Raw genomic sequence first — 25,988 nt, forward strand, 5'->3', positions numbered from 1 at the left:
CGCGTGGGAGGGGCGGCGAACGGCGCCGCCCCGCCAACTACCACAGGAGTTAACGGAAATGCAGCGCAGCAAGGGCTACCGCAAGGCGGCCGAGAAGATCGACCTCTCCAAGCTCTACGAGCCCGCCGAGGCCATCGCCCTGGCCAAGGAGGGCACGTCCACCAAGTTCGACGCCACCGTCGAGGTCGCCATGCGCCTCGGTGTCGACCCGCGTAAGGCCGACCAGATGGTCCGCGGCGTCGTCAACCTGCCGCACGGCACCGGCAAGACCGCCCGGGTGATCGTCTTCGCCCAGGGCGCCAAGGCCGAGGAGGCCGTCGCGGCCGGCGCCGACGAGGTCGGCACCGACGAACTCGTCGCCCGGATCCAGGGTGGCTGGCTCGACTTCGACGCCGCGATCGCGACGCCGGACCAGATGGCCAAGATCGGCCGTATCGCCCGCATCCTCGGCCCGCGTGGCCTGATGCCGAACCCGAAGACCGGCACCGTCACCATGGACGTGACCAAGGCCGTCTCCGACATCAAGGGCGGCAAGATCACCTTCCGGGTCGACAAGCACTCGAACCTGCACCTGATCATCGGCAAGGCGTCGTTCAGCGCCGAGCAGCTGGTCGAGAACTACGGTGCGGTGCTCGAGGAGGTCCTGCGGGCCAAGCCGTCCGCGGCCAAGGGCACCTACCTCCGGAAGGTCACCGTCGCCACCACCATGGGCCCGGGCGTCCCGGTCGACCCGAAGGTGGTCAAGGGCCTCCGCGAGAACGCGGCCGCCTGACGATCGTCTGAGAAAAGACCCCCGGGGATTCCCGGGGGTCTTTCTGTTGTGGCAGGCTTCCGGCCGTGCGTTTCGACGGGGTGTGGTTCCGGTACGGCCAGCGGGCCGAGTGGACGCTGGCCGAGGTCGACGCGGTGATCAATCCCGGTGAGACGGTCGTCGTCCTGGGCCGCAACGGCGCGGGCAAGTCCACGTTGCTCCAGCTCGCGGCCGGTGTGCTGAGCCCGGTCCAGGGCCGGGTGACCGACCGTCCCGCCGTGGTCGGCTGGGTGCCCGAGCGGTTCCCCGCCGACCAGCCGTTCACCGCCGAGCAGTACCTGCGCCGGATGGCCGAGATCCGCGGCGGCTCCGGCGTCGACGAGTGGTTCGAGCGCCTGAGGTTCGCCGAGCACCGGCACACCCGGCTCGCCGACCTCTCCAAGGGCACCGCGCAGAAGGTCGGCGTCGTCCAGGCGCTGCTGCTGCGACCCGGTCTGCTCGTTCTGGACGAGCCGTGGGAGGGCCTCGACGCGGTGGCCCGCGAGCTGATCCCCGAGATCGTCGCCGAGGTGACCGCGGCCGGGGGAGCGGTGCTGGTCAGCGACCACCGCGGCGAGATCGCCCGGCTGCCCGACGCGATCCGCTGGACGGTCGCCGAGGGCCGGGTGCGGCCCGGCGAGCCCGACCCCGAGCCGGACGACGACGATGACGAGGTGGTCATCGAGGTCGTCGCCCGCCGCGCGCACGCCGACCAGACCATGGCTGAGCTGCGCGATTCCGGTCACCGTGTGCTGGGGGTACGCGCGGAAGGAAAGCGATGACCGCACTGGTACGCATGCGCGTGACCGCCTTCCTCGGCAGCGGCCGCATCGCGGCGCCGGCGATCCTCGCCCTGGCCGTCCTCGGCGTGCTCTACGGCGGCGGCGCGTCCGAGGCCGCCCCCGCCTACGGCTACTCCGCCACGGTCTTCTTCCCGGTGCTGGCGTGGATGGTCAAGCTGGTCCTGGACACCGAGCCCGACGTGCAGCGCCGCCTGGCCCGCATCGTCGTCGGCGCCCGCCGTGAGGCCCTGGCCGGCCTGCTCGCCGCCGCCCTGTGCGGCCTCGTCCTCTGCCTCTTCGCGATGGCCGCTCCGCTGCTGGTCGGCGCCATCCAGGGCCCGGACCTGCTGGGCGGCATCCTGCTCGGCGTCGTAGCGCATCTGCTCGCCCTGGCCGCCGCCCTGGCCCTCGGCGCCCTGTCCAGCCGGGTGGTGGCCGGCAGCCTGGCCAAGGGCCTCCTGATCCTGGTCGGCGGGGCCATCCTGACGATCATCTTCGGTCTGTCCCACTCGATCGCGCCCTGGCTGGTCCCGCCGGTCATGGCCGTGGCCCGCGCCCTCAACGCCGACACCCTCCCCGGCGCCGGCCGCTACGCCTTCCTCGCGGCCTGGTCCCTGACCTGGTGCCTGGTCGTCCTCGCCGGCTATTCGCGCCTGAGATCCCGCCGCGCCTGATCCCCGGTTATCCACAGTCCCGCTCCCTGTGGACAACCCGCCAAGATCACCGCCTCGGCCCGCTACCGTCCGACCCACCCAGTGCCGGGGTGGGGGAGGCGGCGGCACGTCGGCGCGCGCAACCCACCCACCACCGAGGTGGGCGCGGCACCCGGCCGGCACCGTGACGTAGGTCGCGGGCCGGGCGGGAGGTCGCGATTTGGACGTGACGGGCGGGACGCGTACTGTTGCCTGCGAAGTTCCACCCAAAGACCGCTGGTCGCCGCAGTGCCCGTTTGACGACGGACGCCGCGGTCGAAAGTCCCGCACATGCGGGCGGCCCGCGCAGGGAGCGAACGGATGCGCCCGGCCGCCGTGAAAAGCGCCCGATACCGCCCCGTGGCCCTGCGCCCGGGGCGTTTCTCATGTTCGGAACCGATCAGCGTTTCGAGCATTGAGAGGAGGGACATGGCGGACAAGCCGGTCCGGGCCGACAAGGCCACCGCTGTCGCTGAGCTCACGGAGCAGTTCCGGAGCTCGTCGGCGACGCTGCTGACCGAGTACCGCGGCCTCACCGTCGCGGAGCTGACGGAGCTGCGGCGCTCGCTCGGCACGCAGACCAAGTACTCCGTGTCGAAGAACACGCTCGCGAAGCGTGCCGCTTCAGACGCGGGCATCGAGGGCCTTGACGCGCTGTTCACCGGTCCTACCGCGCTCGCCTTCGTGGAGGGTGACCCGGTCGAGGCGGCCAAGGGCCTCCGGGCTTTCGCCAAGACCCACCCCGCCATGGTGATCAAGGGCGGCGTCTTCGAGGGCAAGGCCATCTCGGCCGACGAGGTCAGCAAGATCGCCGACCTCGAGTCCCGTGAGGTGCTGCTGGCCAAGCTGGCCGGCGCCATGTTGGGCAACCTGACCAAGGCGGCGGGCCTGTTCCAGGCGCCGTTGTCGCAGGTCGCGCGGCTTGCCGCGGCCCTGCAGGAGAAGCGCGAGAAGGACGGTTCCGCCGAGGGCTAGGCCCGTCGCGCGGACAGACCACCACAGACCAGAAACAACGAAAGGTTGCCAGACATGGCGAAGCTCAGCACCGACGAGCTGCTCGACGCGTTCAAGGAGATGACGCTGATCGAGCTGTCCGAGTTCGTCAAGCAGTTCGAGACGACCTTCGAGGTCACCGCCGCGGCGCCGGTTGCCATCGCGGCGGCCGGCCCGGCCGGTGCGGCCCCCGAGGCCGAGGCCGAGAAGGACTCCTTCGACGTCGTCCTCGAGGCCGACGGCGGCAAGAAGATCCAGGTCATCAAGGTCGTGCGCGAGCTGACCGGCCTGGGCCTCAAGGAGGCGAAGGACACCGTCGAGGCCGCCCCCAAGGCGATCCTCGAGGGCGTCAACAAGGAGAAGGCCGAGGAGGCCAAGGCCAAGCTCGAGGGCGAGGGCGCCAAGGTCACCCTCAAGTGATCTGAGCCCCAGGCTCGCGGTGGCGGGGACCCTCAGGGGTCTCCGCCACCGTCTTTTCCCAGGTGAAAGCCCTGGCCGACAGGGCTGTGGCAAACCACCGCAAGATCCGCCAATCGTGCGCTATGGTCGCTATGCCGCGTCCGATGGACGACGGCACGCGGCGCAACCCTTGACTGAGTGTCCGACGACGGGCACGCTGACTATCAGCAAGTTCCGCGCTTGCGACCGCCCACCGATGGGTAACTCGGAGACAACGGGTTCCATCCGGGCACCGAGGGACAAACGCTCGCGTTCCGAGCGGCCCCTGGAGTGGCACCGACCAAAGAACCGCAGGTCGGAGGCCCCGGGAGGCACGCTCCGCAGCGTCCTGAGGTTGGGGCTGGACAGCGGTTGGCCGAGCGGCTACACTGCTAGTTTGCGCTGCCTTCTGCCTGGATCCCTGCCGGCATATCCATCTGGATAGTTGCCGGGGGGTCCATTGGAGTGCACGCAGACACCCGCAGCTCAAAGCCGCATCAGCAGCACCGGTCCTCGGAAGGACGCATCTTGGCAGCTTCCCGCCCTGCGAAGACCAGCCGTACGTCGAGCGCCTACGCTCCCCGCCGTATCTCTTTCGGCAGGATCACCGAGCAACTTGAGGTTCCCAACCTCCTGGCCATCCAGACCGAGTCATTCGACTGGCTGGTGGGCAACGAGGCCTGGCAGGCCCGATCGACGGACGACCCGCACGCCCACTCGGGCCTCGCAGAGATCCTTGAAGAGATCAGTCCCATTGAGGACTTCTCCGGCACCATGTCGCTGTCCTTCTCGGCGCCCCGCTTCGACGAGGTCAAGGCCTCTATCGAGGAGTGCAAGGAGAAGGACCTGACCTACTGCGCGCCACTGTTCGTGACCGCGGAGTTCACCAACAACACCACTGGCGAGATCAAGAGCCAGACGGTGTTCATGGGTGACTTCCCGATGATGACCCCCAAGGGGACGTTCGTCATCAACGGCACCGAGCGCGTCGTGGTGAGTCAGCTCGTCCGTTCTCCCGGTGTCTACTTCACCAAGGAGCCGGACAAGACCTCCGACCGCGACCTGTCGAGCGTGAAGGTCATCCCGAGCCGGGGTGCCTGGCTCGAGTTCGACATCGACAAGCGCGACACGGTCGGCGTCCGGATCGACCGCAAGCGCCGGCAGGCCGTCACCGTCCTGCTCAAGGCGATCGGTTGGTCCGCGGAGCAGATCCGCGAGCGGTTCGGCTGGTCCGAGCTGCTCATGACGACGCTGGAGAAGGACCACATCGCCGGGCAGGACGAGGCTCTGCTCGACATCTACCGCAAGCTCCGCCCTGGCGAGCCCCCGACCAGGGAGAACGCGCAGACCCTGCTCGACAACCTCTTCTTCAACCCGAAGAGGTACGACGTCGCCAAGGTCGGCCGTTACAAGTTCAACAAGAAGCTCGAGATCGACGTCCCGATCGTCCGGGGCACGCTGTCCGAGGAAGACATCGTCAAGACCGTGGACTACCTCTGCCGGCTGCACGCCGGTGAGGAGGGCTACGAGGCCGACGACATCGACCACTTCGGCAACCGTCGCCTGCGCACCGTCGGCGAGCTCATCCAGAACCAGGTCCGCGTGGGCCTGTCCCGGATGGAGCGCGTCGTCCGTGAGCGGATGACCACCCAGGACGTCGAGGCGATCACGCCGCAGACCCTGATCAACATCCGCCCGGTCGTGGCGGCGATCAAGGAGTTCTTCGGCACGTCGCAGCTCTCGCAGTTCATGGACCAGACCAACCCGCTGGCGGGCCTGACCCACCGGCGCCGGCTGAGCGCGCTCGGCCCGGGCGGTCTGTCCCGTGAGCGGGCGGGCTTCGAGGTCCGTGACGTCCACCCGTCCCACTATGGCCGGATGTGCCCGATCGAGACCCCGGAAGGCCCGAACATCGGCCTGATCGGTGCGCTCTCGACGTTCGCGCGGGTGAACCCGTTCGGATTCATCGAGACCCCGTACCGGCGGGTGGACGGCGGAACGGTCACCGACCACGTCGACTACCTCACCGCCGACGAGGAAGACCGGTTCATCAAGGCGCAGGCGAACGCCACGCTGAAGAGCGACGGCACCTTCGCCGACGACCGCGTCCTGGTCCGCCGGAAGGGCGGTGAGGTCGACTACGTGCCGGGCACGGAGGTCGACTACATGGACGTGTCGCCGCGGCAGATGACCTCGGTCGCCACCGCGATGATCCCGTTCCTCGAGCACGACGACGCCAACCGCGCCCTGATGGGTGCGAACATGCAGCGTCAGGCGGTCCCGCTGGTCAAGGCGGAGTCGCCGCTGGTGGGTACGGGCATGGAGTACCGCGCGGCGGTCGACGCCGGTGACGTGGTCGTCGCCGAGGTCGGCGGCGTGGTGGAAGACCTGTGCGCCGACTACGTGACGGTGCACCAGGACGACGGCCACCGCCGCACCTACCTGCTGCACAAGTTCCGCCGCAGCAACGCCGGCTCCTGCGTCAACCAGAAGCCGGTCGTGTTCGAGGGTGACCGGGTCGAGGCCGGCCAGGTCGTCGCCGACGGACCGTGCACCGACGAGGGGGAGATGGCCCTCGGCCGCAACCTGCTCGTCGCGTTCATGTGCTGGGAGGGCCACAACTACGAGGACGCGATCATCCTGTCGCAGCGCCTCGTGCAGCAGGACGTGCTCACCTCGATCCACATCGAGGAGCACGAGGTCGACGCCCGCGACACCAAGCTGGGTCCGGAGGAGATCACCCGCGACATCCCCAACGTCAGCGAGGAGATGCTCGCCGACCTGGACGAGCGCGGCATCATCCGGATCGGCGCCGAGGTCGTGCCCGGCGACATCCTGGTCGGCAAGGTCACGCCCAAGGGCGAGACCGAGCTGACCCCGGAGGAGCGGCTGCTGCGCGCCATCTTCGGTGAGAAGGCCCGGGAGGTCCGGGACACCTCGCTGAAGGTTCCGCACGGCGAGACCGGCACGGTGATCGGCGTCCGCACGTTCTCCCGCGAGGACGGCGACGAGCTGCCCCCGGGCGTGAACGAGCTGGTCCGCGTCTACGTGGCCCAGAAGCGCAAGATCCAGGACGGCGACAAGCTCGCCGGCCGCCACGGCAACAAGGGCGTCATCTCGAAGATCCTGCCGGTCGAGGACATGCCGTTCCTCGAGGACGGCACCCCGGTCGACATCGTGCTCAACCCGCTCGGCGTGCCGAGCCGGATGAACATCGGCCAGGTCCTGGAGACCCACCTCGGGTGGATCGCCAAGACCGGCTGGTCGGTCGAGGGCGAGGACGAGGAGTGGAAGCGGCAGCTCCGGGCCATCGAGGCCCACGAGTCGCCGAAGGACAGCAATGTCGCCACCCCGGTCTTCGACGGCGCCCAGGAGGAGGAGATCAAGGGTCTCCTCGAGTCGACCCTGGTCAACCGCGACGGTAAGCGGCTGGTCAACGGCGACGGCAAGGCGCAGCTGTTCGACGGTCGTTCCGGCGAGCCGCTGCCCGACCCGATCGCGGTCGGCTACGTGTACATCCTGAAGCTGAACCACCTGGTCGACGACAAGATCCACGCTCGCTCGACCGGCCCGTACTCGATGATCACGCAGCAGCCGCTGGGTGGTAAGGCGCAGTTCGGTGGACAGCGGTTCGGCGAGATGGAGTGCTGGGCGATGCAGGCCTACGGCGCGGCGTACGCGCTTCAGGAACTGCTCACCATCAAGTCCGATGACGTGCTCGGCCGCGTGAAGGTCTACGAGGCCATCGTCAAGGGCGAGAACATCCCGGAGCCGGGAATCCCGGAGTCGTTCAAGGTGCTGCTCAAGGAGCTGCAGTCGCTGTGCCTCAACGTCGAGGTGCTGTCCAGCGACGGTGTTGCCCTGGAGATGCGCGAGACCGACGACGAGGTCTTCCGGGCCGCGGAGGAACTCGGCATCGACCTGTCCCGCCGCCCGAACGAGGGCGTCAGCAGCGTCGAAGAGATCTGACGGAGTGCGGCGTCCGGTGGCCTGAGGCCGCCGGACGCCGCCCCGCCGGCCTGGAATTTATCCGAGCAACGAAACACGAGGGATAGTCCAAGTGCTCGACGTCAACTTCTTCGACGAGTTGCGCATCGGCCTTGCTACCGCTGACGACATCCGCCAGTGGTCGCACGGCGAGGTCAAGAAGCCCGAGACGATCAACTACCGCACGCTCAAGCCCGAGAAGGACGGACTCTTCTGCGAGAAGATCTTCGGTCCGCAGCGGGACTGGGAGTGCTACTGCGGCAAGTACAAGCGGGTCCGGTTCAAGGGCATCATCTGTGAGCGCTGCGGCGTCGAGGTGACCCGGTCCAAGGTCCGCCGTGAGCGCATGGGTCACATCGAGCTGGCCGCGTCGGTCACGCACATCTGGTACTTCAAGGGTGTGCCGAGCCGGCTGGGCTACCTGCTCGACCTGGCGCCCAAGGACCTCGAGAAGATCATCTACTTCGCGTCGTACGTGGTCACCAAGGTCGATGCCGAGGCGCGTCACCGCGATCTGTCGACGATCGAGAACGAGATCTTCGCCGAGAAGCGGCAGTCCGAGAACAGCCGCGACTCGACGATCGAGGGTCGCGCCGCCAAGCTCGAGCAGGACCTGTCCGAGCTGGAGGCCGAAGGCGCCAAGGCCGACGTCCGCCGCAAGGTCAAGGAGGCCGGCGAGCGGGAGATGCGCCAGATCCGTGACAAGGCGCAGCGTGAGATCGACCGGCTCGACGAGGTGCTCGACACCTTCCGCAAGCTCGACGCCAAGCAGCTGGTCACCGACGAGCTGCTCTACCGCGAGCTCCGGGACCGCTTCGGCGAGTACTTCGAGGGCGGCATGGGCGCCGAGGCGATCAAGGCGCTGCTGCAGAACATGGACCTGGACGCCGAGGCCGAGTCGCTGCGGGAGACCATCCGCACCGGCAAGGGCCAGCGCAAGATCCGTGCGCTGAAGCGGCTCAAGGTCGTCGCCGCGTTCCTGAACACCCGCAACTCGCCGCTGGGCATGGTGCTCGACTGCGTCCCGGTCATCCCGCCGGACCTGCGCCCGATGGTGCAGCTCGACGGTGGCCGCTTCGCGACCAGCGACCTGAACGACCTGTACCGCCGGGTGATCAACCGGAACAACCGGCTCAAGCGCCTGATCGACCTGGGCGCGCCCGAGATCATCGTGAACAACGAGAAGCGGATGCTGCAGGAGGCCGTCGACGCGCTGTTCGACAACGGCCGCCGCGGCCGGCCGGTCACCGGCCCGGGTAACCGTCCGCTGAAGTCGCTGTCCGACATGCTCAAGGGCAAGCAGGGCCGGTTCCGGCAGAACCTGCTGGGCAAGCGCGTCGACTACTCCGGCCGTTCGGTCATCGTCGTCGGCCCGCGGCTCAAGCTGCACCAGTGCGGTCTGCCCAAGCAGATGGCCCTGGAGCTGTTCAAGCCGTTCGTGATGAAGCGCCTGGTCGACCTGAACCACGCGCAGAACATCAAGTCGGCCAAGCGGATGGTGGAGCGCCAGCGTCCGGTCGTGTGGGACGTCCTCGAAGAGGTCATCAGCGAGCACCCGGTGCTGCTGAACCGCGCGCCGACCCTGCACCGCCTGGGCATCCAGGCCTTCGAGCCGCAGCTGGTCGAGGGCAAGGCGATCCAGATCCACCCGCTGGTCTGCACCGCGTTCAACGCGGACTTCGACGGCGACCAGATGGCGGTGCACGTGCCGCTGTCCGCCGAGGCGCAGGCCGAGGCCCGGATCCTGATGCTCTCGTCGAACAACATCCTCAAGCCGGCCGACGGCAAGCCGGTGACCATGCCCACCCAGGACATGATCATCGGGCTGTACTACCTGACCCACCTCACGCCGGGCGGCGTGGGCGAGGGCCGGGTGTTCAGCTCGGACGCCGAGGCGCGGATGGCGTTCGACAACGGCGAGCTCCACCTGCAGGCCCCGGTGAAGATCCGCCTTCAGGAGGTCGCCGGCGTCGACAACGGCAAGGGCGCCGCCTGGGAGCAGCCGGAAGGCTGGCAGCCGGGCGACCAGGTGCTGGTCGAGACCACGCTGGGCCGGGTGATCTTCAACGAGACCCTGCCGCCGGGCTACCGGTACGTCAACTACGAGATCCGCAAGGGTCAGCTGTCGGCGATCGTCAACGACCTCGCCGAGCGCTTCCCCAAGGTCGCGCTGGCCGCGACCCTGGACGCGCTCAAGGAGGCCGGCTTCCACTGGGCCACCTGGTCCGGCGTGACGATCGGCATGGGCGACGTCATCGGGCCCCCGCGCAAGCCGGAGATCCTGGCCAAGTACCAGACCGAGGCCGACCGGATCGACAAGCAGTACCAGCGTGGCCTGATGACCGCCGAGGAGCGTCGCGGCGAGCTCATCGAGATCTGGACCAAGGCGACCAACGAGATCTCCAAGGAGATGGAGACCGCGCTGCCGCAGGAGAACCCGCTCTGGGTGATGATCAACTCCGGCGCCCGCGGTAACCTCCTCCAGCTCCGGCAGATCGCCGCGATCCGTGGTCTGGTGGCCAACCCCAAGGGCGAGATCATCCCGCGGCCGATCACGTCGTCGTACCGCGAGGGTCTGACCGTGCTGGAGTACTTCATCTCCACGCACGGCGCACGGAAGGGTCTGGCCGACACCGCGCTGCGTACCGCCGACTCGGGTTACCTGACCCGGCGTCTGGTGGACGTGTCGCAGGACGTCATCATCCGCGAGGAGGACTGCGGCACCGACCGGGCGATCCCGATGACGGTGCTGAGCCGGAACCAGGCGGGCGAGCTCGAGCTCGACACGCACGCCGAGACCGGCATCCACGCGCGGACCATCGCCGACGACATCACCGATGCCGACGGCAACGTGGTGGTAGCCCGGGGCGAGGATCTCAACTCGATCCTGGTCGACAAGCTGGTGGCGGTGGGTACCGAGACGGTGCGGGTACGCAGCGTCCTGACCTGCGAGTCCAAGCTGGGCGTCTGCGCGGCCTGCTACGGCCGTTCGCTGCCGACCGGCAAGGCGGTCGACATCGGCGAGGCGGTCGGCATCATCGCGGCCCAGTCCATCGGTGAGCCGGGCACGCAGCTGACGATGCGTACCTTCCACACCGGTGGTGTCGCGGGTGAGGACATCACCCAGGGTCTGCCGCGGGTCCAGGAGATCTTCGAGGCCCGTGTGCCCAAGGGCAAGGCGCCCATCGCCGACACCCCGGGCCGCGTGCGGATCGAGGACGGCGAGCGGTCCCGCAAGATCGTGGTTGTCCCGGACGACGGCAGCGAAGAGATCGTGTACGACAAGATCTCGAAGCGCGTCAAGCTGCGGTACCACGACGGCGAGCACGTCGGCGTCGGCGAGAAGCTGACCGAGGGCACCATCGACCCGCACGAGCTTCTGCGGATCATGGGTCCGCGGGCGGTCCAGGTCCACCTGACCCAGGAGGTCCAGGAGGTCTACCGCTCGCAGGGTGTGCTCATCCATGACAAGCACATCGAGATCATCATCCGCCAGATGCTCAAGCGGGTCACGGTCATCGACTCGGGCGCCGCGGAGTTCCTGCCGGGCATCCTGGTCGACCGGGCGCTCTTCGAGTCGGAGAACCGCCGGATCGTCGGCGAGGGTGGCGAGCCCGCCGCCGGTCGTCCGGTGCTCATGGGTATCACCAAGGCCTCGCTGGCGACCGACTCCTGGCTCTCGGCGGCCTCCTTCCAGGAGACCACCCGGGTGCTCACCGACGCTGCGATCAACTCGCGCAGCGACTCGCTGGTGGGCCTCAAGGAGAACGTCATCATCGGCAAGCTCATCCCGGCCGGTACGGGCATCAGCAAGTACCGCAACATCCGGGTCGAGCCGACCGAGGAGGCCAAGGCCAAGGTGTACTCGATGACCGGGTACCCGGAGACCGACTACGGCTTCGGGCCGGCCAGCGGGCAGGCTGTGCCGCTGGACGACTTCGATTTCGGGTCGTACCGCTAGGTCTGATCGATACCGGAGGGCGGCCACGTGTGAGCGTGGCCGCCCTCCGGGCTTTAATGGGTACGTGACACTTCCCGCCGCCGTGCCCACCCGGCACCCGATGGACCCGGAACCGGCGTCGTCCACCAAGGCCCGCGCGGTCTTCGCGCTCGGCCTGACCGCGCTGATCACCGGTCCGCTGGTCGGTGGGGTGATCCCGGCCACGATCGCGCTCGTGATGGCCCGGCAGACGCATCGCCAGCAGTTCGCCGCGGCGGGCTACCTGACCGGCAACAAGTGGGTGCGCCGCGGCCGCGGACTGGCCTGGGCGGGCATCGTGCTGGCCCTCACGGCCCTGGTCGTGGCGGTCATCGCCGGCCTGCTCCACCTGGCCGGTCCGGGCGGGCAAGACTTCGACACCACGACCGACTGAGGCGGGCTGCGCCCTCTCACGTTCGGGTGACAAGCTTGGGGTATGACGTACCCGGGCCATCCTTACCCTCAAGCTGGGCCGCCGCAGGGGCCGCCGGGCCCGCCGCCTCCGCCTGAGGACGGTCGCTGGCAGCCGGCCCGCATCGATCCGGTCGGCGGCACCGAGTACGGACTGGTTCAGATCCAGGTGCCCCCGGTGGTCTCCGGGCAGGCGACCGGCGCGATGATCGCCGGCATCGGTTCGATCGTCGTCTCGCTGCTGGTCTTCTGCTTCGGCTCGGCCGGCGCGTCCGCGGGCTGGGGCGGGCTGGTGGCCGGGGCGTTCACCCTGCTGGCCGTGCTGATCGGCGGCGGCGCGGTGGCCGTCGGACTGGTCGCCAGCCGACAGATCCACAGGTCAGGGCGCGATGGCATGCTTCGTTTCACCGGCCGTGGCCAGGCCATCGCGGGCATTTCCTGTGGCGCCACGGGCGTGGGAATAGCCCTGCTCGCCCTGGGGTTCTCCCTCTTGGTGCAAGTCTCCTGACGGTGCCCGCTCGCGGAATCAGGACACCCGGTACACTTGACCGTGCGGAGATATCCATCATGGCTGGCGGGGTTCGTTTTGACCGCTGAGCCTGAGGTGGGTAATCTTCCTCCTCGTGCCTGGGCTTGCCCGGGCAAGTCGTGCGTGCGCCCAGAGTCGTAGGCAAGACCGGGGCAGCAGCACGGCTCGGGCCAGGCGCCCGAACAAGAACAAGACTCGCCGCGCGTTATCGCAACGCGCGGCGGGACCGTGAGCCGGACGACACGCCCGACCGCGGGTGTCGGACGATCCCCCTGGGTCGTTCGACACATAACGCATACGAAGACGGTGCGGCCGTGAGGAATGCGGCCGAAGGGAGCGGAGAAACCCGGTGCCCACGATCCAGCAGCTGGTCCGAAAGGGCCGCCAGGCTAAGACGAGCAAGACCAAGACGCCGGCGCTGAAGGGGAGCCCTCAGCGGCGCGGCGTGTGCACGCGCGTCTACACCACCACCCCCAAGAAGCCCAACTCTGCGCTGCGCAAGGTCGCTCGTGTGAAGCTGAGCAGCCAGATCGAGGTGACGGCGTACATCCCGGGCGTCGGCCACAACCTGCAGGAGCACTCGATCGTGCTCGTGCGTGGCGGTCGTGTGAAGGACCTCCCGGGCGTCCGCTACAAGATCGTCCGTGGTTCGCTGGACACCCAGGGTGTCCGCAACCGCAAGCAGGCCCGCAGCCGTTACGGCGCGAAGAAGGAGAAGAGCTGACATGCCTCGTAAGGGCCCCGCTCCGCGCCACCCGGTGGTCGCTGACCCGGTGTACAACTCGCCGTTGGTCACCCAGCTGGTGAACAAGATCCTGGTCGCCGGCAAGCGTGCGCTCGCCGAGCGCATCGTCTACGGCGCTCTCGAGGGCTGCCGGGAGAAGAACGGCACCGACCCCGTGGTGACGCTCAAGCGCGCCATGGACAACGTCAAGCCGACCCTCGAGGTCCGCAGCCGCCGCGTCGGTGGCGCGACCTACCAGGTGCCGGTCGAGGTTCGTACCCCTCGGCAGACCACCCTGGGCCTGCGCTGGCTGGTTCAGTACTCCAAGGCCCGCCGCGAGAAGACCATGATCGAGCGGCTGCAGAACGAGCTGCTGGACGCCAGCAACGGCCTCGGCGCCGCGGTGAAGCGTCGCGAGGACACCCACAAGATGGCGGAGTCCAACAAGGCCTTCGCGCACTACCGGTGGTAGTCAACCACCACCTGACGACGACGAAGACGAAGAGGGATTGAAGTGGCCGCCGCAGACGCGCTCGCCAACGTACGCAACATCGGCATCATGGCGCACATCGACGCTGGTAAGACCACGACGACCGAGCGCATCCTGTTCTACACCGGCATCACGTACAAGATCGGTGAGGTCCACGAGGGCGCTGCCGTCATGGACTGGATGGAGCAGGAGCAGGAACGCGGGATCACGATCACCTCCGCCGCCACCAAGTGCGAGTGGAAGGGTCACACGATCCAGATCATCGACACGCCGGGCCACGTCGACTTCACGGTCGAGGTGGAGCGGTCGCTGCGTGTTCTGGATGGTGCCGTCGCGGTGTACGACGGTGTGGCCGGCGTCGAGCCGCAGACCGAGAACGTCTGGCGGCAGGCCGACAAGTACAACGTCCCGCGCATGTGCTTCGTCAACAAGCTGGACCGCACCGGCGCGGACTTCTTCCGCTGCGTGCAGATGATGATCGACCGGCTGAACGCGACGCCGCTCGTGCTGCAGATCCCGATCGGCCTCGAGGGCGACCACATCGGCGTCGTCGACCTGATCGGCATGCGCGCGCTCACCTGGCGTGGGGAGACCCAGAAGGGTGACGACTACGCGATCGAGGAGATCCCGGCCGAGCTGGTCGACTCCGCGACCGAGTGGCGCGAGAAGCTGATCGAGACCCTGGCCGACGTCGACGACGAGGTCATGGTCAAGTACCTCGACGGTGAGACGCTCAGCGAGGCCGAGATCAGGGCCGCCATCCGGCGTTCCACGATCGCCAGCAAGGCCAACCCGGTGCTGTGCGGTTCGGCGTTCAAGAACAAGGGCGTTCAGCCCATGCTCGACGCGGTGGTCGAGTTCCTGCCGTCGCCGCTGGACATCCCGGCCATCGAGGGCCTCGCGACCGACGGCGAGACGCCGCTGCTGCGCAAGCCGTCGAACTCGGAGCCGTTCTCCGGCCTGGCCTTCAAGATCCAGACCGACAAGCACCTCGGTAAGCTCACCTACTTCCGGGTCTACTCCGGAACGGTGGAGACCGGGTCCCAGGTGGTCAACTCCACCAAGGACCGCAAGGAGCGGATCGGCAAGATCTACCAGATGCACGCGAACAAGCGTGAGGAGCGCTCGTCGGCGCAGGCCGGCGACATCATCGCGGTGCAGGGTCTGAAGCAGACCACCACCGGCGACACGCTCTGCGACCCGCAGAACCCGGTCGTCCTGGAGTCGATGACGTTCCCGGAGCCGGTCATCCAGGTCGCCATCGAGCCGAAGACCAAGTCCGACCAGGAGAAGCTCGGTGTCGCGATCCAGCGGCTGGCCGAGGAGGACCCGACCTTCCGCGTCTGGAACGACGAGGAGACCGGTCAGACCGTCATCGCCGGCATGGGCGAGCTCCACCTCGACATCCTCGTCGACCGCATGCGGCGTGAGTTCAACGTCGAGGCGAACATCGGTAAGCCTCAGGTCGCGTACCGCGAGACCATTCGCGGCACGGTCGAGAAGCTCACGTTCGTGCACAAGAAGCAGACCGGTGGCTCGGGCCAGTACGCGAAGGTCGTCGTCACGGTCGAGCCGCTGCCGCTCGAGGCCGACGGCCCGACCTACGAGTTCGTCAACGCCGTCAGCGGTGGCCGCATCCCCAAGGAGTTCATCCCCTCGGTGGACGCGGGCGCCCAGGACGCCCTGCAGTACGGCGTGCTGGCCGGCTACCCGCTGGTCGGCGTCAAGCTGACCCTGGTGGACGGCCAGTACCACGAGGTCGACTCGTCCGAGATGGCGTTCAAGATCGCCGGCTCGATGGTGATGAAGGAGGCGGCCCGCAAGGCCGACCCCGCGCTGCTCGAGCCGATGATGGCGGTCGAGGTGACGACGCCCGAGGACAACATGGGCGACGTGATCGGCGACCTGAACTCCCGCCGTGGTCTGATCCAGTCGATGGAGGAGCGCTCCGGCGCTCGCGTCGTCAAGGCTTCGGTACCGCTGTCGGAGATGTTCGGCTACGTCGGCGACCTGCGGTCGAAGACTCAGGGCCGGGCGAGCTACAGCATGCAGTTCGACTCCTACGCCGAGGTTCCCGCGAACGTGGCGAAGGAGATCATCGCGAAGGCCACTGGCGCCTGATGCGGTGAGGCGCGTGCGGTCCGTCGAGGGCCGCACGCGCACGAGCAGTCGACAGAGTCCCCATCGCCTGACCGGGCGTGCCGGGCGAGAAGAAACCAAGTCCACAGGAGGACACCAGTGGCGAAGGCTAAGTTCGAGCGGACTAAGCCGCACGTCAACATCGGCACCATTGGTCACATCGACCACGGTAAGACGACGCTGACTGCGGCCATCACTAAGGTCCTGCACGACGAATACCCGGACCTGAACCCGTACACCCCGTTCGACGAGATCGACAAGGCGCCGGAGGAGAAGGCCCGCGGCATCACGATCTCGATCGCACACGTCGAGTACCAGACCGCGTCGCGCCACTACGCGCACGTGGACTGCCCCGGCCACGCCGACTACATCAAGAACATGATCACCGGTGCCGCGCAGATGGACGGCGCGATCCTGGTGGTCGCCGCCACCGACGGCCCGATGCCGCAGACCAAGGAGCACGTGCTCCTGGCCCGCCAGGTCGGCGTTCCGTACATCGTCGTCGCCCTGAACAAGAGCGACATGGTGGACGACGAGGAGCTCCTGGAGCTCGTCGAGCTCGAGGTTCGCGAGCTGCTCAGCACCTACGAGTTCCCGGGCGACGACCTGCCGGTCGTGCGCGTCTCGGCGCTCAAGGCGCTCGAGGGCGACGCCGAGTGGACCGGGAAGCTCATGGAGCTGATGAACGCGGTCGACACCGCGATCCCGCAGCCCGAGCGTGACACCGAGAAGCCGTTCCTCATGCCCATCGAGGACGTCTTCACGATCACCGGTCGTGGCACCGTGGTGACGGGTCGCGCCGAGCGCGGCATCCTGAAGCCGAACGAGGAGGTCGAGATCGTCGGCATCCGCGAGAAGTCGACGAAGACCGTCTGCACCGGCATCGAGATGTTCCGCAAGCTGCTCGACGAGGCCCGCGCGGGTGAGAACGTCGGTCTCCTGCTCCGCGGCATCAAGCGCGAGGACGTCGAGCGCGGCATGGTCGTGGTCAAGCCCGGCTCGGCGACCCCGCACACGGAGTTCGAGGGCCAGGTCTACATCCTCTCCAAGGAGGAGGGCGGCCGGCACACCCCGTTCTTCCAGAACTACCGCCCGCAGTTCTACTTCCGCACCACGGACGTCACCGGCGTCGTCACGCTGCCCGAGGGCACCGAGATGGTCATGCCGGGCGACTCCACCAGCATGTCGGTCAAGCTGATCCAGCCGATCGCCATGGACCAGGGCCTGAAGTTCGCGATCCGCGAGGGTGGCCGCACCGTCGGCGCCGGCACGGTCACGAAGATCAACGTCTGATCGAGAATTATTCACGCCGGTGAAGGCCAAGTGCCCTCGCCAAGGCCGATCGGGACTCCCGGTAGGTCGTGAATAACTCTCGAAGGTGACCCCGATTAGCATCGCCGCGCTCGATACGGCATACTAGTCAGGTTGCGTCCGCGCGGGGTGGCCAGATGCCTCAGGCAACTGGTCACCCTCGCCGGGTGTCCGGTGTGTTCTATGGCCACCGGCACCCCGATCCCCCGCTCCAAGGGTTTTGGGAAGTCGCTGTAGTACGTCGGTAATTGCGACACGCCCGACCGCGGGGGTCGGACAAACAGGCGAAGGATGGCCTTCGCACGTAGCGGCATCGAGAGAAGGAAACAGAAGCCACCATGGCGGGACAGAAGATCCGCATCCGGCTCAAGGCCTATGACCACGAGGTAGTCGACTCCTCGGCGCGGAAGATCGTCGAGACGGTGACGCGTACCGGTGCTCAGGTTGCTGGCCCGGTGCCGCTGCCCACGGAGATCAACCGTTTCTGCGTGATCCGTTCGCCGCACAAGTACAAGGACTCGCGCGAGCACTTCGAGATGCGCACGCACAAGCGTCTGATCGACATCATCGACCCGACTCCGAAGACGGTCGACTCGCTCATGCGTCTCGACCTGCCGGCTGGCGTCGACATCGAGATCAAGCTGTAGGGATCGCGATCATGGACAGGCAAGTGAAGGGCATTCTGGGCGCCAAGCTCGGCATGACCCAGGTCTGGGACAACAACAAGGTTGTCCCGGTCACTGTGGTGCAGGCCGGCCCATGCGTGGTGACCCAGGTCCGCACCCCCGAGGCCGACGGCTACGCCGCGGTCCAGCTGGCGTACGGCGCCATCGACCCGCGCAAGGTGAGCAAGCCGAAGAGCGGCCACTTCGCGAAGGCCAACGTGTCGCCGCGGCGGCACGTCGTCGAGCTGCGTACCACCGACGCCGGTGAGTACGAGCTCGGCCAGGAGGTCACGGTCGAGACGTTCCCGGTCGGCACGCCGATCGACGTCACCGGCAAGACCAAGGGCAAGGGCTACGCCGGTGTCATCAAGCGGCACGGCTTCCACGGTCTGAAGGCCAGCCACGGTGTCGAGCGCAAGCACCGCTCGCCCGGCTCCATCGGCGCCTGCGCGACCCCGGGTCGCGTCTTCAAGGGCGTGCGGATGGCCGGTCGGATGGGTGGCCGGCGCTTCACCGTGCAGAACCTCACGGTGCAGGCGGTCGACACCGAGAACAACATCATCCTCGTCAAGGGCGCCGTTCCCGGCCCCAAGGGCGCGCTGATCCTGGTCCGCACCGCGGCCAAGAAGGGCGGTGCGGAATGAGCTCGGTCGACGTGATCAACGCCAAGGGCGAGAAGACCGGTTCGGTCGATCTGCCCGACAGCGTCTTCGACGTGCAGGCCAACATCCCGCTGATGCACCAGGTCGTGGTGGCCCAGCTCGCGGCCGCCCGGCAGGGCACGCACAAGGCCAAGACGCGCGGCGAGGTCGCCGGCGGCGGCAAGAAGCCGTACAAGCAGAAGGGCACCGGTCGTGCCCGCCAGGGCTCGATCCGCGCACCGCAGTTCGCCGGCGGTGGCGTGGTGCACGGCCCGCTGCCCCGCGACTACAGCCAGCGGACGCCCAAGAAGATGAAGGCCGCCGCCCTGCGTGGCGCCCTCTCCGACCGGGCCCGTGAGGGTCGGGTGCACGTGGTCGAGTCGTTCATCGACGGCGACACCCCGTCCACCAAGACCGCCGTCGCCGTGCTGCGCAAGGCGACCCAGAGCGTCAAGGTGCTCGTCGTCCTGGACTCCGAGGACCACGTCGCGTGGTACTCGCTCCGCAACGACGCCGGCGTGCACCTGCTCGAGGCGGGTCAGCTGAACACGTACGACGTGCTGGTCGCCGACGAGGTCGTCTTCACCAAGGCGGCTCTCGACGAGTTCCTCGGCCGGACCGAGACCTCCGGGGAGGGGGACAAGTGACCACGATCGCCGACCCGCGGGACATCATCTTCGCGCCCGTGATCTCGGAGAAGAGCTATAGCGTTCTCGACCAGAACTGGTACACGTTCCTGGTCGACCCGAACGCCAACAAGACGCAGATCAAGATCGCGATCCAGCAGATCTTCGACGTCCGCGTGCTGACCGTGAACACGGCGAACCGCGAGGGCAAGCGCAAGCGCACCCGGACCGGCTTCGGGCAGCGCAAGGCCACCAAGCGCGCGATGGTCAAGCTGGCGGAAGGCGACCGGATCGACGCCTTCGGCGGACCGGTCAGCTAAGGGGTTATGACTCATGCCTATCCGTAAGTACAAGCCGACGACTCCCGGTCGTCGTGGCTCGAGCGTCTCGGACTTCGCCGAGATCACCCGGTCCACGCCGGAGAAGAGCCTGCTGGCTCCGCTGCCCAAGAAGGGTGGCCGCAACGTCCACGGTCGCATCACCACGCGGCACCAGGGCGGTGGCCACAAGCGGCAGTACCGGCTGATCGACTTCCGCCGCAACGACAAGGACGGCGTGCCGGCCAAGGTCGCGCACATCGAGTACGACCCGAACCGGACCGCCCGCATCGCTCTGCTGCACTACATCGACGGCGAGAAGCGCTACATCATCGCGCCGAAGGACCTCAAGCAGGGTGACCCGGTCGAGTCCGGCGTGGGCGCGGACATCAAGCCGGGTAACAACCTGCCGCTCCGCAACATCCCGGTCGGTACGACGGTCCACAACGTGGAGCTTCGTCCCGGCGGTGGCGCCAAGCTGGCCCGTTCGGCCGGCGTCGGCATCCAGTTGCTCGGTCGCGAGGGTGTCTACGCCACGCTGCGTATGCCCTCCGGCGAGATCCGTCGCGTCGACGTGCGCTGCCGCGCCACCGTCGGCGAGATCGGTAACGCCGACCAGTCGAACATCAACTGGGGCAAGGCCGGCCGCATGCGGTGGAAGGGCAAGCGCCCGACCGTCCGTGGTGTCGCCATGAACCCGATCGACCACCCGCACGGTGGTGGTGAGGGTAAGACCTCGGGTGGTCGTCACCCGGTGAACCCGGGGGGTAAGCCTGAGGGCCGTACCCGTCGCAAGGGCCAGCCGAGCGACAAGCTGATCGTTCGCCGCCGCTACGCCACCCGCAAGCGCGGGTAACGGGAGTAGAAGATGCCTCGCAGCCTGAAGAAGGGCCCGTTCATCGACGACCACCTCCTCAAGAAGGTGGAAGTCCAGAACGAGAAGAACTCGAAGAACGTCATCAAGACCTGGTCGCGACGCTCGACGATCATTCCCGACATGCTCGGGCACACGATCGCCGTGCACGACGGACGTAAGCACGTCCCGGTGTTCGTCACCGAGGCCATGGTCGGCCACAAGCTCGGCGAGTTCGCTCTGACCCGTACGTTCAAGGGTCACGAGAAGGACGACCGCAAGAGCCGTCGCCGCTAACGACTATTGTTCGGCCGCGTCCCGCGTCCCGGCAGTTAACCCGAAAGATCCGGCCGAACAATGGTCGAAGATTCACGGATAAAGAGGATTTAGGAGCTACAGCGATGCCAGTCAAGGGCGACGCTCCGGTGCTTCCGGGCGCGCGGGCGGTTGCGCGGCACGTGCGCATCTCGCCGAACAAGGCGCGCCGGGTGGTCAACCTCGTCCGCGGTCTGCCCGCGAAGGAGGCTCTCACCGTCCTGCAGTTCGCGCCCCAGGCTGCGAGCGAGCAGGTCTACAAGGTGCTGGCCAGCGCGATTGCGAACGCGGAGAACAACGAGCGACTCGACCCGGACGCGCTCCTGGTGAGTGAGGCGTTCGTCGACGAGGGTCCGACGCTCAAGCGGTTCCGGCCGCGGGCGCAGGGCCGGGCGTACCGGATCCGCAAGCGCACCTGCCACATCACCATCGCGGTCGAGGCGGTCCAAGTGGCCCGTCCGGCCAAGAAGGCCGCACCGGCCAAGAAGGCCGAGCCGGCCGTCGAGCCGCAGAAGGCCGAGACCACGGAGGACACCGAGTAATGGGTCAGAAAGTTCACCCCACCGGATTCCGCCTCGGCATCTCCACCGACTGGAAGAGCCGCTGGTTCGCGGACAAGCTCTACAAGGACTACATCGGCGAGGACGTCAAGATCCGCCGGATGATGTCCAAGGGCCTGGAGCGCGCCGGCATCTCCAAGGTGGACATCGAGCGGACCCGGGACCGGGTTCGCGTCGACATCCACACCGCCCGGCCGGGCATCGTCATCGGCCGTAAGGGCGCGGAGGCCGACCGTATCCGCGGCGAGCTCGAGAAGCTGACCGGCAAGCAGGTCCAGCTGAACATCCTCGAGGTCAAGTACCCGGAGTCGGACGCGCAGCTGGTCGCCCAGGCGGTGGCCGAGCAGCTGTCCAGCCGGGTCAGCTTCCGCCGCGCGATGCGCAAGGCCATGCAGTCGGCCATGAAGAACCCGATCTGCAAGGGCATCCGGGTGCAGGTCTCCGGCCGTCTCGGCGGCGCGGAGATGAGCCGCACGGAGTTCTACCGTGAGGGTCGCGTCCCGCTGCACACGCTGCGCGCGAACATCGAGTACGGCTTCTTCGAGGCCCGTACCACGTTCGGTCGCATCGGCGTGAAGGTGTGGATCTACAAGGGCGACGCCGTCGCCGGCCGCGAGGCCGTGCAGGAGGCGCCCGCCCGTCCGCGCCGGGACCGCGCCGAGCGTCCCGCCCGTCGTGGCCGTTCCGGTTCGTCCGGCACGACCGCGGGCGGCACCGAGGCCGGCCGCGCCGCCGCTCAGTCTCGCGGTGGCGACACCCCGACCGGTGAGTCGACCTCTGACGCGGCCGTCGCTGCGGCGCCGGCCGTCGCCGACCCGCAGCCGAAGGAGGGCTGACACATGCTGATGCCGCGCAAGCCCCCGAAGGGCTTCCGCAAGCCGCACCACCCGGACCGCCACGGCGCGTCCAAGGGCGGCAATCGGGTGGTCTTCGGCGAGTTCGGTATCCAGGCGCTGGAGCCGGCCTACGTGACCAACCGGCAGATCGAGTCGGCTCGTATCGCGATGACCCGCCACATCAAGCGTGGTGGCAAGGTCTGGATCTCGATCTTCCCCGACCAGGCGCTGACCAAGAAGCCCGCCGAGACCCGGATGGGTTCCGGTAAGGGCTCGCCCGAGTGGTGGGTGGCCAACGTCAAGCCGGGCCGGATCCTGTTCGAGATGTCGTTCCCGAACGAGACTGTGGCCCGCGAGGCGATGCGCCGCGCGATCCACAAGCTTCCGATGAAGTGCCGCATCGTGACACGCGAAGGAGTGGAGAGCTGATGGCAGCGGGCGTTAAGGCAGCCGAGCTGCGCGACCTCTCCGACGAGGAGCTGGTCACGAAGCTGCGGGAGGCCAAGGCGGAGCTGTTCAATCTCCGTGTGCAGGGCGCTACCGGCCAGATGGACAACCACCGCCGGCTCCAGGTGGTCCGCAAGGACATCGCCCGGATCTACACGATCATGCGTGAGCGGGAGCTGGGCCTCTCGGTCGCGCCGGATGAGGTGACCGCATGAGTGACAACACCACCGCTACCGCGCGGCCCCGGCGCAAGGTGCGCGAGGGGCTCGTGGTCAGCGACAAGATGGACAAGACCGTCATCGTCGAGGTTGAGGACCGCGTCAAGCACGCCCTCTACGGCAAGGTGCTCCGTCGGACCCGCAAGCTGAAGGTGCACGACGAGCAGAACGCGTGCGGCACCGGCGACCGGGTCTCGATCATGGAGACGCGTCCGCTGTCCGCCACCAAGCGCTGGCGGATCGTGGAGATCCTCGAAAAGGCCAAGTGAGTACGCCGGGCCGGCTCCACCGGCCCGGCGGACCATCGTTCCGCCAAGCTCCGACCGCTCCGGCGTCGGAGAACTGGCAGACATAGGAGACAGACGTGATTCAGCAGGAGTCGCGACTCCGCGTCGCTGACAACACGGGTGCCAGGGAGATCCTGTGCATCCGCGTGCTCGGTGGCTCCGGTCGCCGCTACGCGAGCATCGGCGATGTGATCGTGGCCACGGTCAAGGACGCCATCCCGGGCGCGGGTGTGAAGAAGGGTGACGTCGTCAAGGCGGTCATCGTCCGCACCGCCAAGGAGAAGCGCCGTCCGGATGGCTCGTACATCCGCTTCGACGAGAACGCCGCCGTCATCATCAAGGACGGCGGGGACCCCCGCGGTACGCGCATCTTCGGCCCGGTCGGCCGTGAGCTGCGCGACAAGCGGTTCATGAAGATCATCAGCCTGGCGCCGGAGGTGCTCTGACCGTGAAGATCAAGAAGGGCGACACGGTCGTCGTCATCGCCGGCAAGGACAAGGGCGCCAAGGGCAAGGTCATCGCGGCCTACCCGACGCGTGACAAGGTCCTGGTCGAGGGCGTGAACCGCATCAAGAAGCACGAGCGCATCCGCACGACGCAGCGCGGCGCCAAGACGGGCGGCATCGTCACGCAGGAAGCCGCGATCCACATCTCGAACGTGCAGATCCTGGACTCGGACGGCAAGCCGACCCGCGTCGGTTACCGCGTCGACGACAACGGCCAGAAGGTCCGTATCGCGCGTAGCAACGGTAAGGACCTGTGATGACCGCAGCCACCGAGACCAAGACCCTGCCCCGGCTCAAGCAGAAGTACCGCAGCGAGGTCATCTCCTCGTTGCAGGAGCAGTTCAAGTACGGCAACCCGATGCAGATCCCCGGCCTGGTCAAGGTCGTGGTGAACATGGGTGTCGGCGAGGCTGCCCGGGACGCCAAGCTGATCGACGGCGCGGTCCGTGACCTGACCACGATCACCGGTCAGAAGCCGCTGATCCGCCGGGCCACCAAGTCCATCGCGCAGTTCAAGCTCCGCGAGGGCATGCCGATCGGCGCGAAGGTCACCCTTCGCAACGACCGGATGTGGGAGTTCCTGGACCGGCTGCTGTCGATCGCGCTGCCGCGTATCCGTGACTTCCGCGGCCTGGACGGGCGCAAGCTCGACGGGCACGGCAACTACACGTTCGGCCTGACCGAGCAGTCGGTGTTCCACGAGATCGACCAGGACAAGATCGATCGCACCCGGGGCATGGACATCACCGTGGTAACCACCGCCACGACCGACGACGAGGGCCGGGCGCTGCTCAAGCTCCTGGGCTTCCCGTTCAAGGAGAACTGAGCATGGCTAAGAAGGCGCTGATCATCAAGGCGGCCGCGAAGCCGAAGTTCGCCGTGCGGGCATACACCCGGTGCCAGAAGTGCGGTCGCCCGCACTCGGTCTACCGCAAGTTCGGCCTGTGCCGGGTTTGCGTGCGGGACATGGCCCACCGCGGTGAGCTCCCCGGCGTGTCGAAGGCTTCCTGGTAACCAAGAGCAATACCGCTTCGCCGTAGGCCCTGAACCCACGGGGAACCCCGGCGAGAAAGGTTGACGAATACCCATGACGATGACGGACCCGATCGCAGACATGCTCACGCGTCTGCGTAACGCCAACCAGGCGTACCACGACAAGGTGACGATGCCCTTCTCGAAGATCAAGGCGAACATCGCCGAGGTCCTCAAGGCCGAGGGTTACATCGCCTCCTGGTCGTCGGAGGACCCCGAGGAAGGCGCAGTCGGCAAGCGCCTGGTCGTTGAGCTGAAGTACGGCCAGAGCCGTGAGCGCAGCCTCGCCGGCATCAAGCGAGTGTCCAAGCCCGGCCTCCGGGTGTACGCGAAGTCCGACGAGCTCCCCCGGGTGCTCGGTGGCCTGGGCGTCGCGATCATCTCGACGTCACAGGGGCTGCTGACCGACCGGCAGGCCCGCAAGCGGAGCGTTGGCGGGGAAGTCCTCGCCTACGTCTGGTAACGGGAGAACCTGACATGTCGCGAATCGGACGCAAGTCGATCCCGGTCCCTTCCGGCGTCGACATCACGATCACGGGCCGGACCGTCAAGGTCAAGGGCCCCAAGGGCGAGCTCTCGCACACCGTCGCCGAGCCGATCACGGTCGAGCAGGCGGACGGTGAGCTGCACGTCAACCGCCCGAACGACGAGCGCCGGGCCAAGGAACTGCACGGCCTGTCGCGTACCCTGGTCGCCAACATGATCGTCGGCGTCACCGAGGGCTACAAGAAGACGCTGGAGATCAACGGCACCGGTTACCGCGTGACCGCCAAGGGCAAGGACCTCGAGTTCGCCCTGGGCTTCTCCCACCCGGTCCCGGTGCCCGCGCCGGCCGGCATCACCTTCTCGGTGGAGCGGCCGACGCAGTTCACCGTCTCGGGCATCGACAAGCAGCTGGTCGGCGAGGTCGCCGCGAACATCCGGAAGATCCGCCCGCCGGAGCCCTACAAGGGCAAGGGCGTCAAGTACCAGGGCGAGGTCATCCGCCGCAAGGCTGGAAAGGCAGGTAAGAAGTGACCGCCACGCTCCTCAAGCGCCGCAACGGTGGCGGAGCCGCCGCGAAGCGGATCGTCGGGAAGGCGCGCCGGCACTTCCGGGTCCGCAAGAACGTCCGCGGCACCGCCGAGCGCCCGCGCCTGGTCGTCACCCGTTCCTCGCGGCACATCACCGCGCAGATCATCGACGATCTTCAGGGCCACACGCTGGTCTCCGCCTCGACCCTCGACGCCTCCCTGCGGGGCACCGAGGGCGACAAGAGCGCCCTGGCCGGCAAGGTCGGCGCTCTTCTCGGCGAGCGGGCCAAGGCCGCTGGACTGTCCAAGGTCGTCTTCGACCGCGGTGGCAACCGGTACGCGGGGCGAATCGCCGCGCTGGCCGACGCTGCCCGCGAAGCCGGACTCGAGTTCTAGGAAGGAATACC

31 protein-coding genes are annotated in these 25,988 nt (G+C 67.7%); all 31 read left to right on the forward strand.

What is annotated here, in order from left to right; all coding sequences use genetic code 11:
* Positions 1–58 precede the first annotated feature (58 nt).
* The 31 genes from rplA to rplR all read left to right on the forward strand — a co-directional run bounded on the left by rplA (position 59) and on the right by rplR (position 25,977).
* Positions 59–772: a 50S ribosomal protein L1 gene (gene rplA, locus AB0M54_RS25680; RefSeq protein ID WP_364318441.1), complete on the forward strand. Its 714-nt coding sequence runs from the start codon at positions 59–61 to the stop codon at positions 770–772.
* A 65-nt stretch (positions 773–837) separates the two neighbouring features.
* Entirely contained in the window at positions 838–1,572 is a 735-nt protein-coding gene (locus AB0M54_RS25685) for an ATP-binding cassette domain-containing protein (protein ID WP_364474167.1), read from the forward strand.
* A complete protein-coding gene (locus AB0M54_RS25690) occupies positions 1,569–2,246 on the forward strand; it encodes a hypothetical protein (RefSeq protein WP_364318444.1) in 678 nt (225 codons plus the stop codon). Before AB0M54_RS25685 ends, AB0M54_RS25690 begins: the two co-directional genes overlap by 4 nt.
* A 447-nt stretch (positions 2,247–2,693) precedes the next feature.
* The gene (gene rplJ, locus AB0M54_RS25695) at positions 2,694–3,239 is read left to right on the forward strand and encodes a 50S ribosomal protein L10 (RefSeq protein WP_364318446.1); all 546 of its coding nucleotides are present in this window, start codon (positions 2,694–2,696) and stop codon (positions 3,237–3,239) included.
* Positions 3,240–3,293: 54 nt separating this feature from the next.
* Entirely contained in the window at positions 3,294–3,677 is a 384-nt protein-coding gene (rplL, locus tag AB0M54_RS25700) for a 50S ribosomal protein L7/L12 (protein ID WP_364318448.1), read from the forward strand.
* Between the two features lie 546 nt (positions 3,678–4,223).
* Positions 4,224–7,664, forward strand: coding sequence for a DNA-directed RNA polymerase subunit beta (locus AB0M54_RS25705; RefSeq protein WP_364318450.1), 3,441 nt, complete (start codon positions 4,224–4,226; stop codon positions 7,662–7,664).
* Positions 7,665–7,755: 91 nt separating this feature from the next.
* The gene (locus tag AB0M54_RS25710; protein ID WP_364318452.1) at positions 7,756–11,643 is read left to right on the forward strand and encodes a DNA-directed RNA polymerase subunit beta'; all 3,888 of its coding nucleotides are present in this window, start codon (positions 7,756–7,758) and stop codon (positions 11,641–11,643) included.
* 100 nt (positions 11,644–11,743) lie between these two features.
* Positions 11,744–12,055: a hypothetical protein gene (locus AB0M54_RS25715; protein WP_364474241.1), complete on the forward strand. Its 312-nt coding sequence runs from the start codon at positions 11,744–11,746 to the stop codon at positions 12,053–12,055.
* A 195-nt stretch (positions 12,056–12,250) separates the two neighbouring features.
* The gene (locus AB0M54_RS25720; RefSeq protein ID WP_364474169.1) at positions 12,251–12,580 is read left to right on the forward strand and encodes a hypothetical protein; all 330 of its coding nucleotides are present in this window, start codon (positions 12,251–12,253) and stop codon (positions 12,578–12,580) included.
* 370 nt (positions 12,581–12,950) lie between these two features.
* Positions 12,951–13,325, forward strand: a complete 375-nt coding sequence (gene rpsL / locus AB0M54_RS25725; RefSeq protein WP_014440718.1) for a 30S ribosomal protein S12 — start codon at positions 12,951–12,953, stop codon at positions 13,323–13,325.
* A 1-nt stretch (position 13,326) separates the two neighbouring features.
* A complete protein-coding gene (rpsG, locus tag AB0M54_RS25730) occupies positions 13,327–13,797 on the forward strand; it encodes a 30S ribosomal protein S7 (RefSeq protein WP_364318456.1) in 471 nt (156 codons plus the stop codon).
* Positions 13,798–13,839: 42 nt separating this feature from the next.
* Positions 13,840–15,936: an elongation factor G gene (gene fusA, locus AB0M54_RS25735; RefSeq protein WP_364474171.1), complete on the forward strand. Its 2,097-nt coding sequence runs from the start codon at positions 13,840–13,842 to the stop codon at positions 15,934–15,936.
* 117 nt (positions 15,937–16,053) lie between these two features.
* Positions 16,054–17,247 (forward strand): elongation factor Tu, encoded by a 1,194-nt coding sequence (gene tuf, locus AB0M54_RS25740; RefSeq protein WP_364318460.1) that lies wholly within the window; start codon positions 16,054–16,056, stop codon positions 17,245–17,247.
* Positions 17,248–17,603: 356 nt separating this feature from the next.
* Positions 17,604–17,912, forward strand: coding sequence for a 30S ribosomal protein S10 (gene rpsJ / locus AB0M54_RS25745; protein WP_007073037.1), 309 nt, complete (start codon positions 17,604–17,606; stop codon positions 17,910–17,912).
* 11 nt (positions 17,913–17,923) lie between these two features.
* Positions 17,924–18,574 (forward strand): 50S ribosomal protein L3, encoded by a 651-nt coding sequence (gene rplC / locus AB0M54_RS25750; protein ID WP_364318462.1) that lies wholly within the window; start codon positions 17,924–17,926, stop codon positions 18,572–18,574.
* Entirely contained in the window at positions 18,571–19,218 is a 648-nt protein-coding gene (gene rplD, locus AB0M54_RS25755) for a 50S ribosomal protein L4 (RefSeq protein WP_364318464.1), read from the forward strand. The genes rplC and rplD overlap by 4 nt, the downstream gene beginning before the upstream one ends.
* On the forward strand, positions 19,215–19,517 hold the full coding sequence (gene rplW, locus AB0M54_RS25760) for a 50S ribosomal protein L23 (protein WP_364318466.1): 303 nt from the start codon (positions 19,215–19,217) through the stop codon (positions 19,515–19,517). The genes rplD and rplW overlap by 4 nt, the downstream gene beginning before the upstream one ends.
* A gap of 13 nt (positions 19,518–19,530) precedes the next feature.
* Positions 19,531–20,370 carry a 50S ribosomal protein L2 gene (rplB, locus tag AB0M54_RS25765; RefSeq protein ID WP_364318467.1) on the forward strand — a complete coding sequence of 280 codons (840 nt, stop codon included), beginning with the start codon at positions 19,531–19,533 and terminating at the stop codon, positions 20,368–20,370.
* Between the two features lie 12 nt (positions 20,371–20,382).
* Positions 20,383–20,664 carry a 30S ribosomal protein S19 gene (rpsS, locus tag AB0M54_RS25770; protein WP_045745036.1) on the forward strand — a complete coding sequence of 94 codons (282 nt, stop codon included), beginning with the start codon at positions 20,383–20,385 and terminating at the stop codon, positions 20,662–20,664.
* Between the two features lie 104 nt (positions 20,665–20,768).
* Entirely contained in the window at positions 20,769–21,224 is a 456-nt protein-coding gene (rplV, locus tag AB0M54_RS25775) for a 50S ribosomal protein L22 (protein ID WP_364318470.1), read from the forward strand.
* The gene (rpsC, locus tag AB0M54_RS25780; protein WP_285685165.1) at positions 21,224–22,078 is read left to right on the forward strand and encodes a 30S ribosomal protein S3; all 855 of its coding nucleotides are present in this window, start codon (positions 21,224–21,226) and stop codon (positions 22,076–22,078) included. The genes rplV and rpsC overlap by 1 nt, the downstream gene beginning before the upstream one ends.
* A 3-nt stretch (positions 22,079–22,081) precedes the next feature.
* Entirely contained in the window at positions 22,082–22,507 is a 426-nt protein-coding gene (gene rplP, locus AB0M54_RS25785) for a 50S ribosomal protein L16 (RefSeq protein ID WP_285685166.1), read from the forward strand.
* Positions 22,507–22,740, forward strand: a complete 234-nt coding sequence (gene rpmC / locus AB0M54_RS25790; protein WP_364318472.1) for a 50S ribosomal protein L29 — start codon at positions 22,507–22,509, stop codon at positions 22,738–22,740. The genes rplP and rpmC overlap by 1 nt, the downstream gene beginning before the upstream one ends.
* Positions 22,737–23,012 (forward strand): 30S ribosomal protein S17, encoded by a 276-nt coding sequence (gene rpsQ, locus AB0M54_RS25795; RefSeq protein ID WP_364318474.1) that lies wholly within the window; start codon positions 22,737–22,739, stop codon positions 23,010–23,012. The genes rpmC and rpsQ overlap by 4 nt, the downstream gene beginning before the upstream one ends.
* 95 nt (positions 23,013–23,107) lie before the next feature.
* A complete protein-coding gene (rplN, locus tag AB0M54_RS25800; protein WP_015619002.1) occupies positions 23,108–23,476 on the forward strand; it encodes a 50S ribosomal protein L14 in 369 nt (122 codons plus the stop codon).
* Positions 23,473–23,793: a 50S ribosomal protein L24 gene (gene rplX / locus AB0M54_RS25805; protein ID WP_364319029.1), complete on the forward strand. Its 321-nt coding sequence runs from the start codon at positions 23,473–23,475 to the stop codon at positions 23,791–23,793. Before rplN ends, rplX begins: the two co-directional genes overlap by 4 nt.
* Positions 23,793–24,362: a 50S ribosomal protein L5 gene (rplE, locus tag AB0M54_RS25810; protein ID WP_364318476.1), complete on the forward strand. Its 570-nt coding sequence runs from the start codon at positions 23,793–23,795 to the stop codon at positions 24,360–24,362. The genes rplX and rplE overlap by 1 nt, the downstream gene beginning before the upstream one ends.
* Before the next feature lie 2 nt (positions 24,363–24,364).
* Positions 24,365–24,550: a type Z 30S ribosomal protein S14 gene (locus tag AB0M54_RS25815; protein WP_014440734.1), complete on the forward strand. Its 186-nt coding sequence runs from the start codon at positions 24,365–24,367 to the stop codon at positions 24,548–24,550.
* A 73-nt stretch (positions 24,551–24,623) separates the two neighbouring features.
* Positions 24,624–25,031, forward strand: a complete 408-nt coding sequence (gene rpsH, locus AB0M54_RS25820) for a 30S ribosomal protein S8 (RefSeq protein WP_364318478.1) — start codon at positions 24,624–24,626, stop codon at positions 25,029–25,031.
* A gap of 14 nt (positions 25,032–25,045) precedes the next feature.
* Positions 25,046–25,585 (forward strand): 50S ribosomal protein L6, encoded by a 540-nt coding sequence (gene rplF, locus AB0M54_RS25825; RefSeq protein WP_364318480.1) that lies wholly within the window; start codon positions 25,046–25,048, stop codon positions 25,583–25,585.
* Positions 25,586–25,635: 50 nt separating this feature from the next.
* Entirely contained in the window at positions 25,636–25,977 is a 342-nt protein-coding gene (gene rplR, locus AB0M54_RS25830; protein ID WP_364319031.1) for a 50S ribosomal protein L18, read from the forward strand.
* Positions 25,978–25,988: the final 11 nt, after the last annotated feature.

Source organism: Actinoplanes sp. NPDC051470, assembly GCF_040682035.1.
In the GTDB taxonomy this organism is placed as follows: Bacteria; Actinomycetota; Actinomycetes; order Mycobacteriales; family Micromonosporaceae; genus Actinoplanes.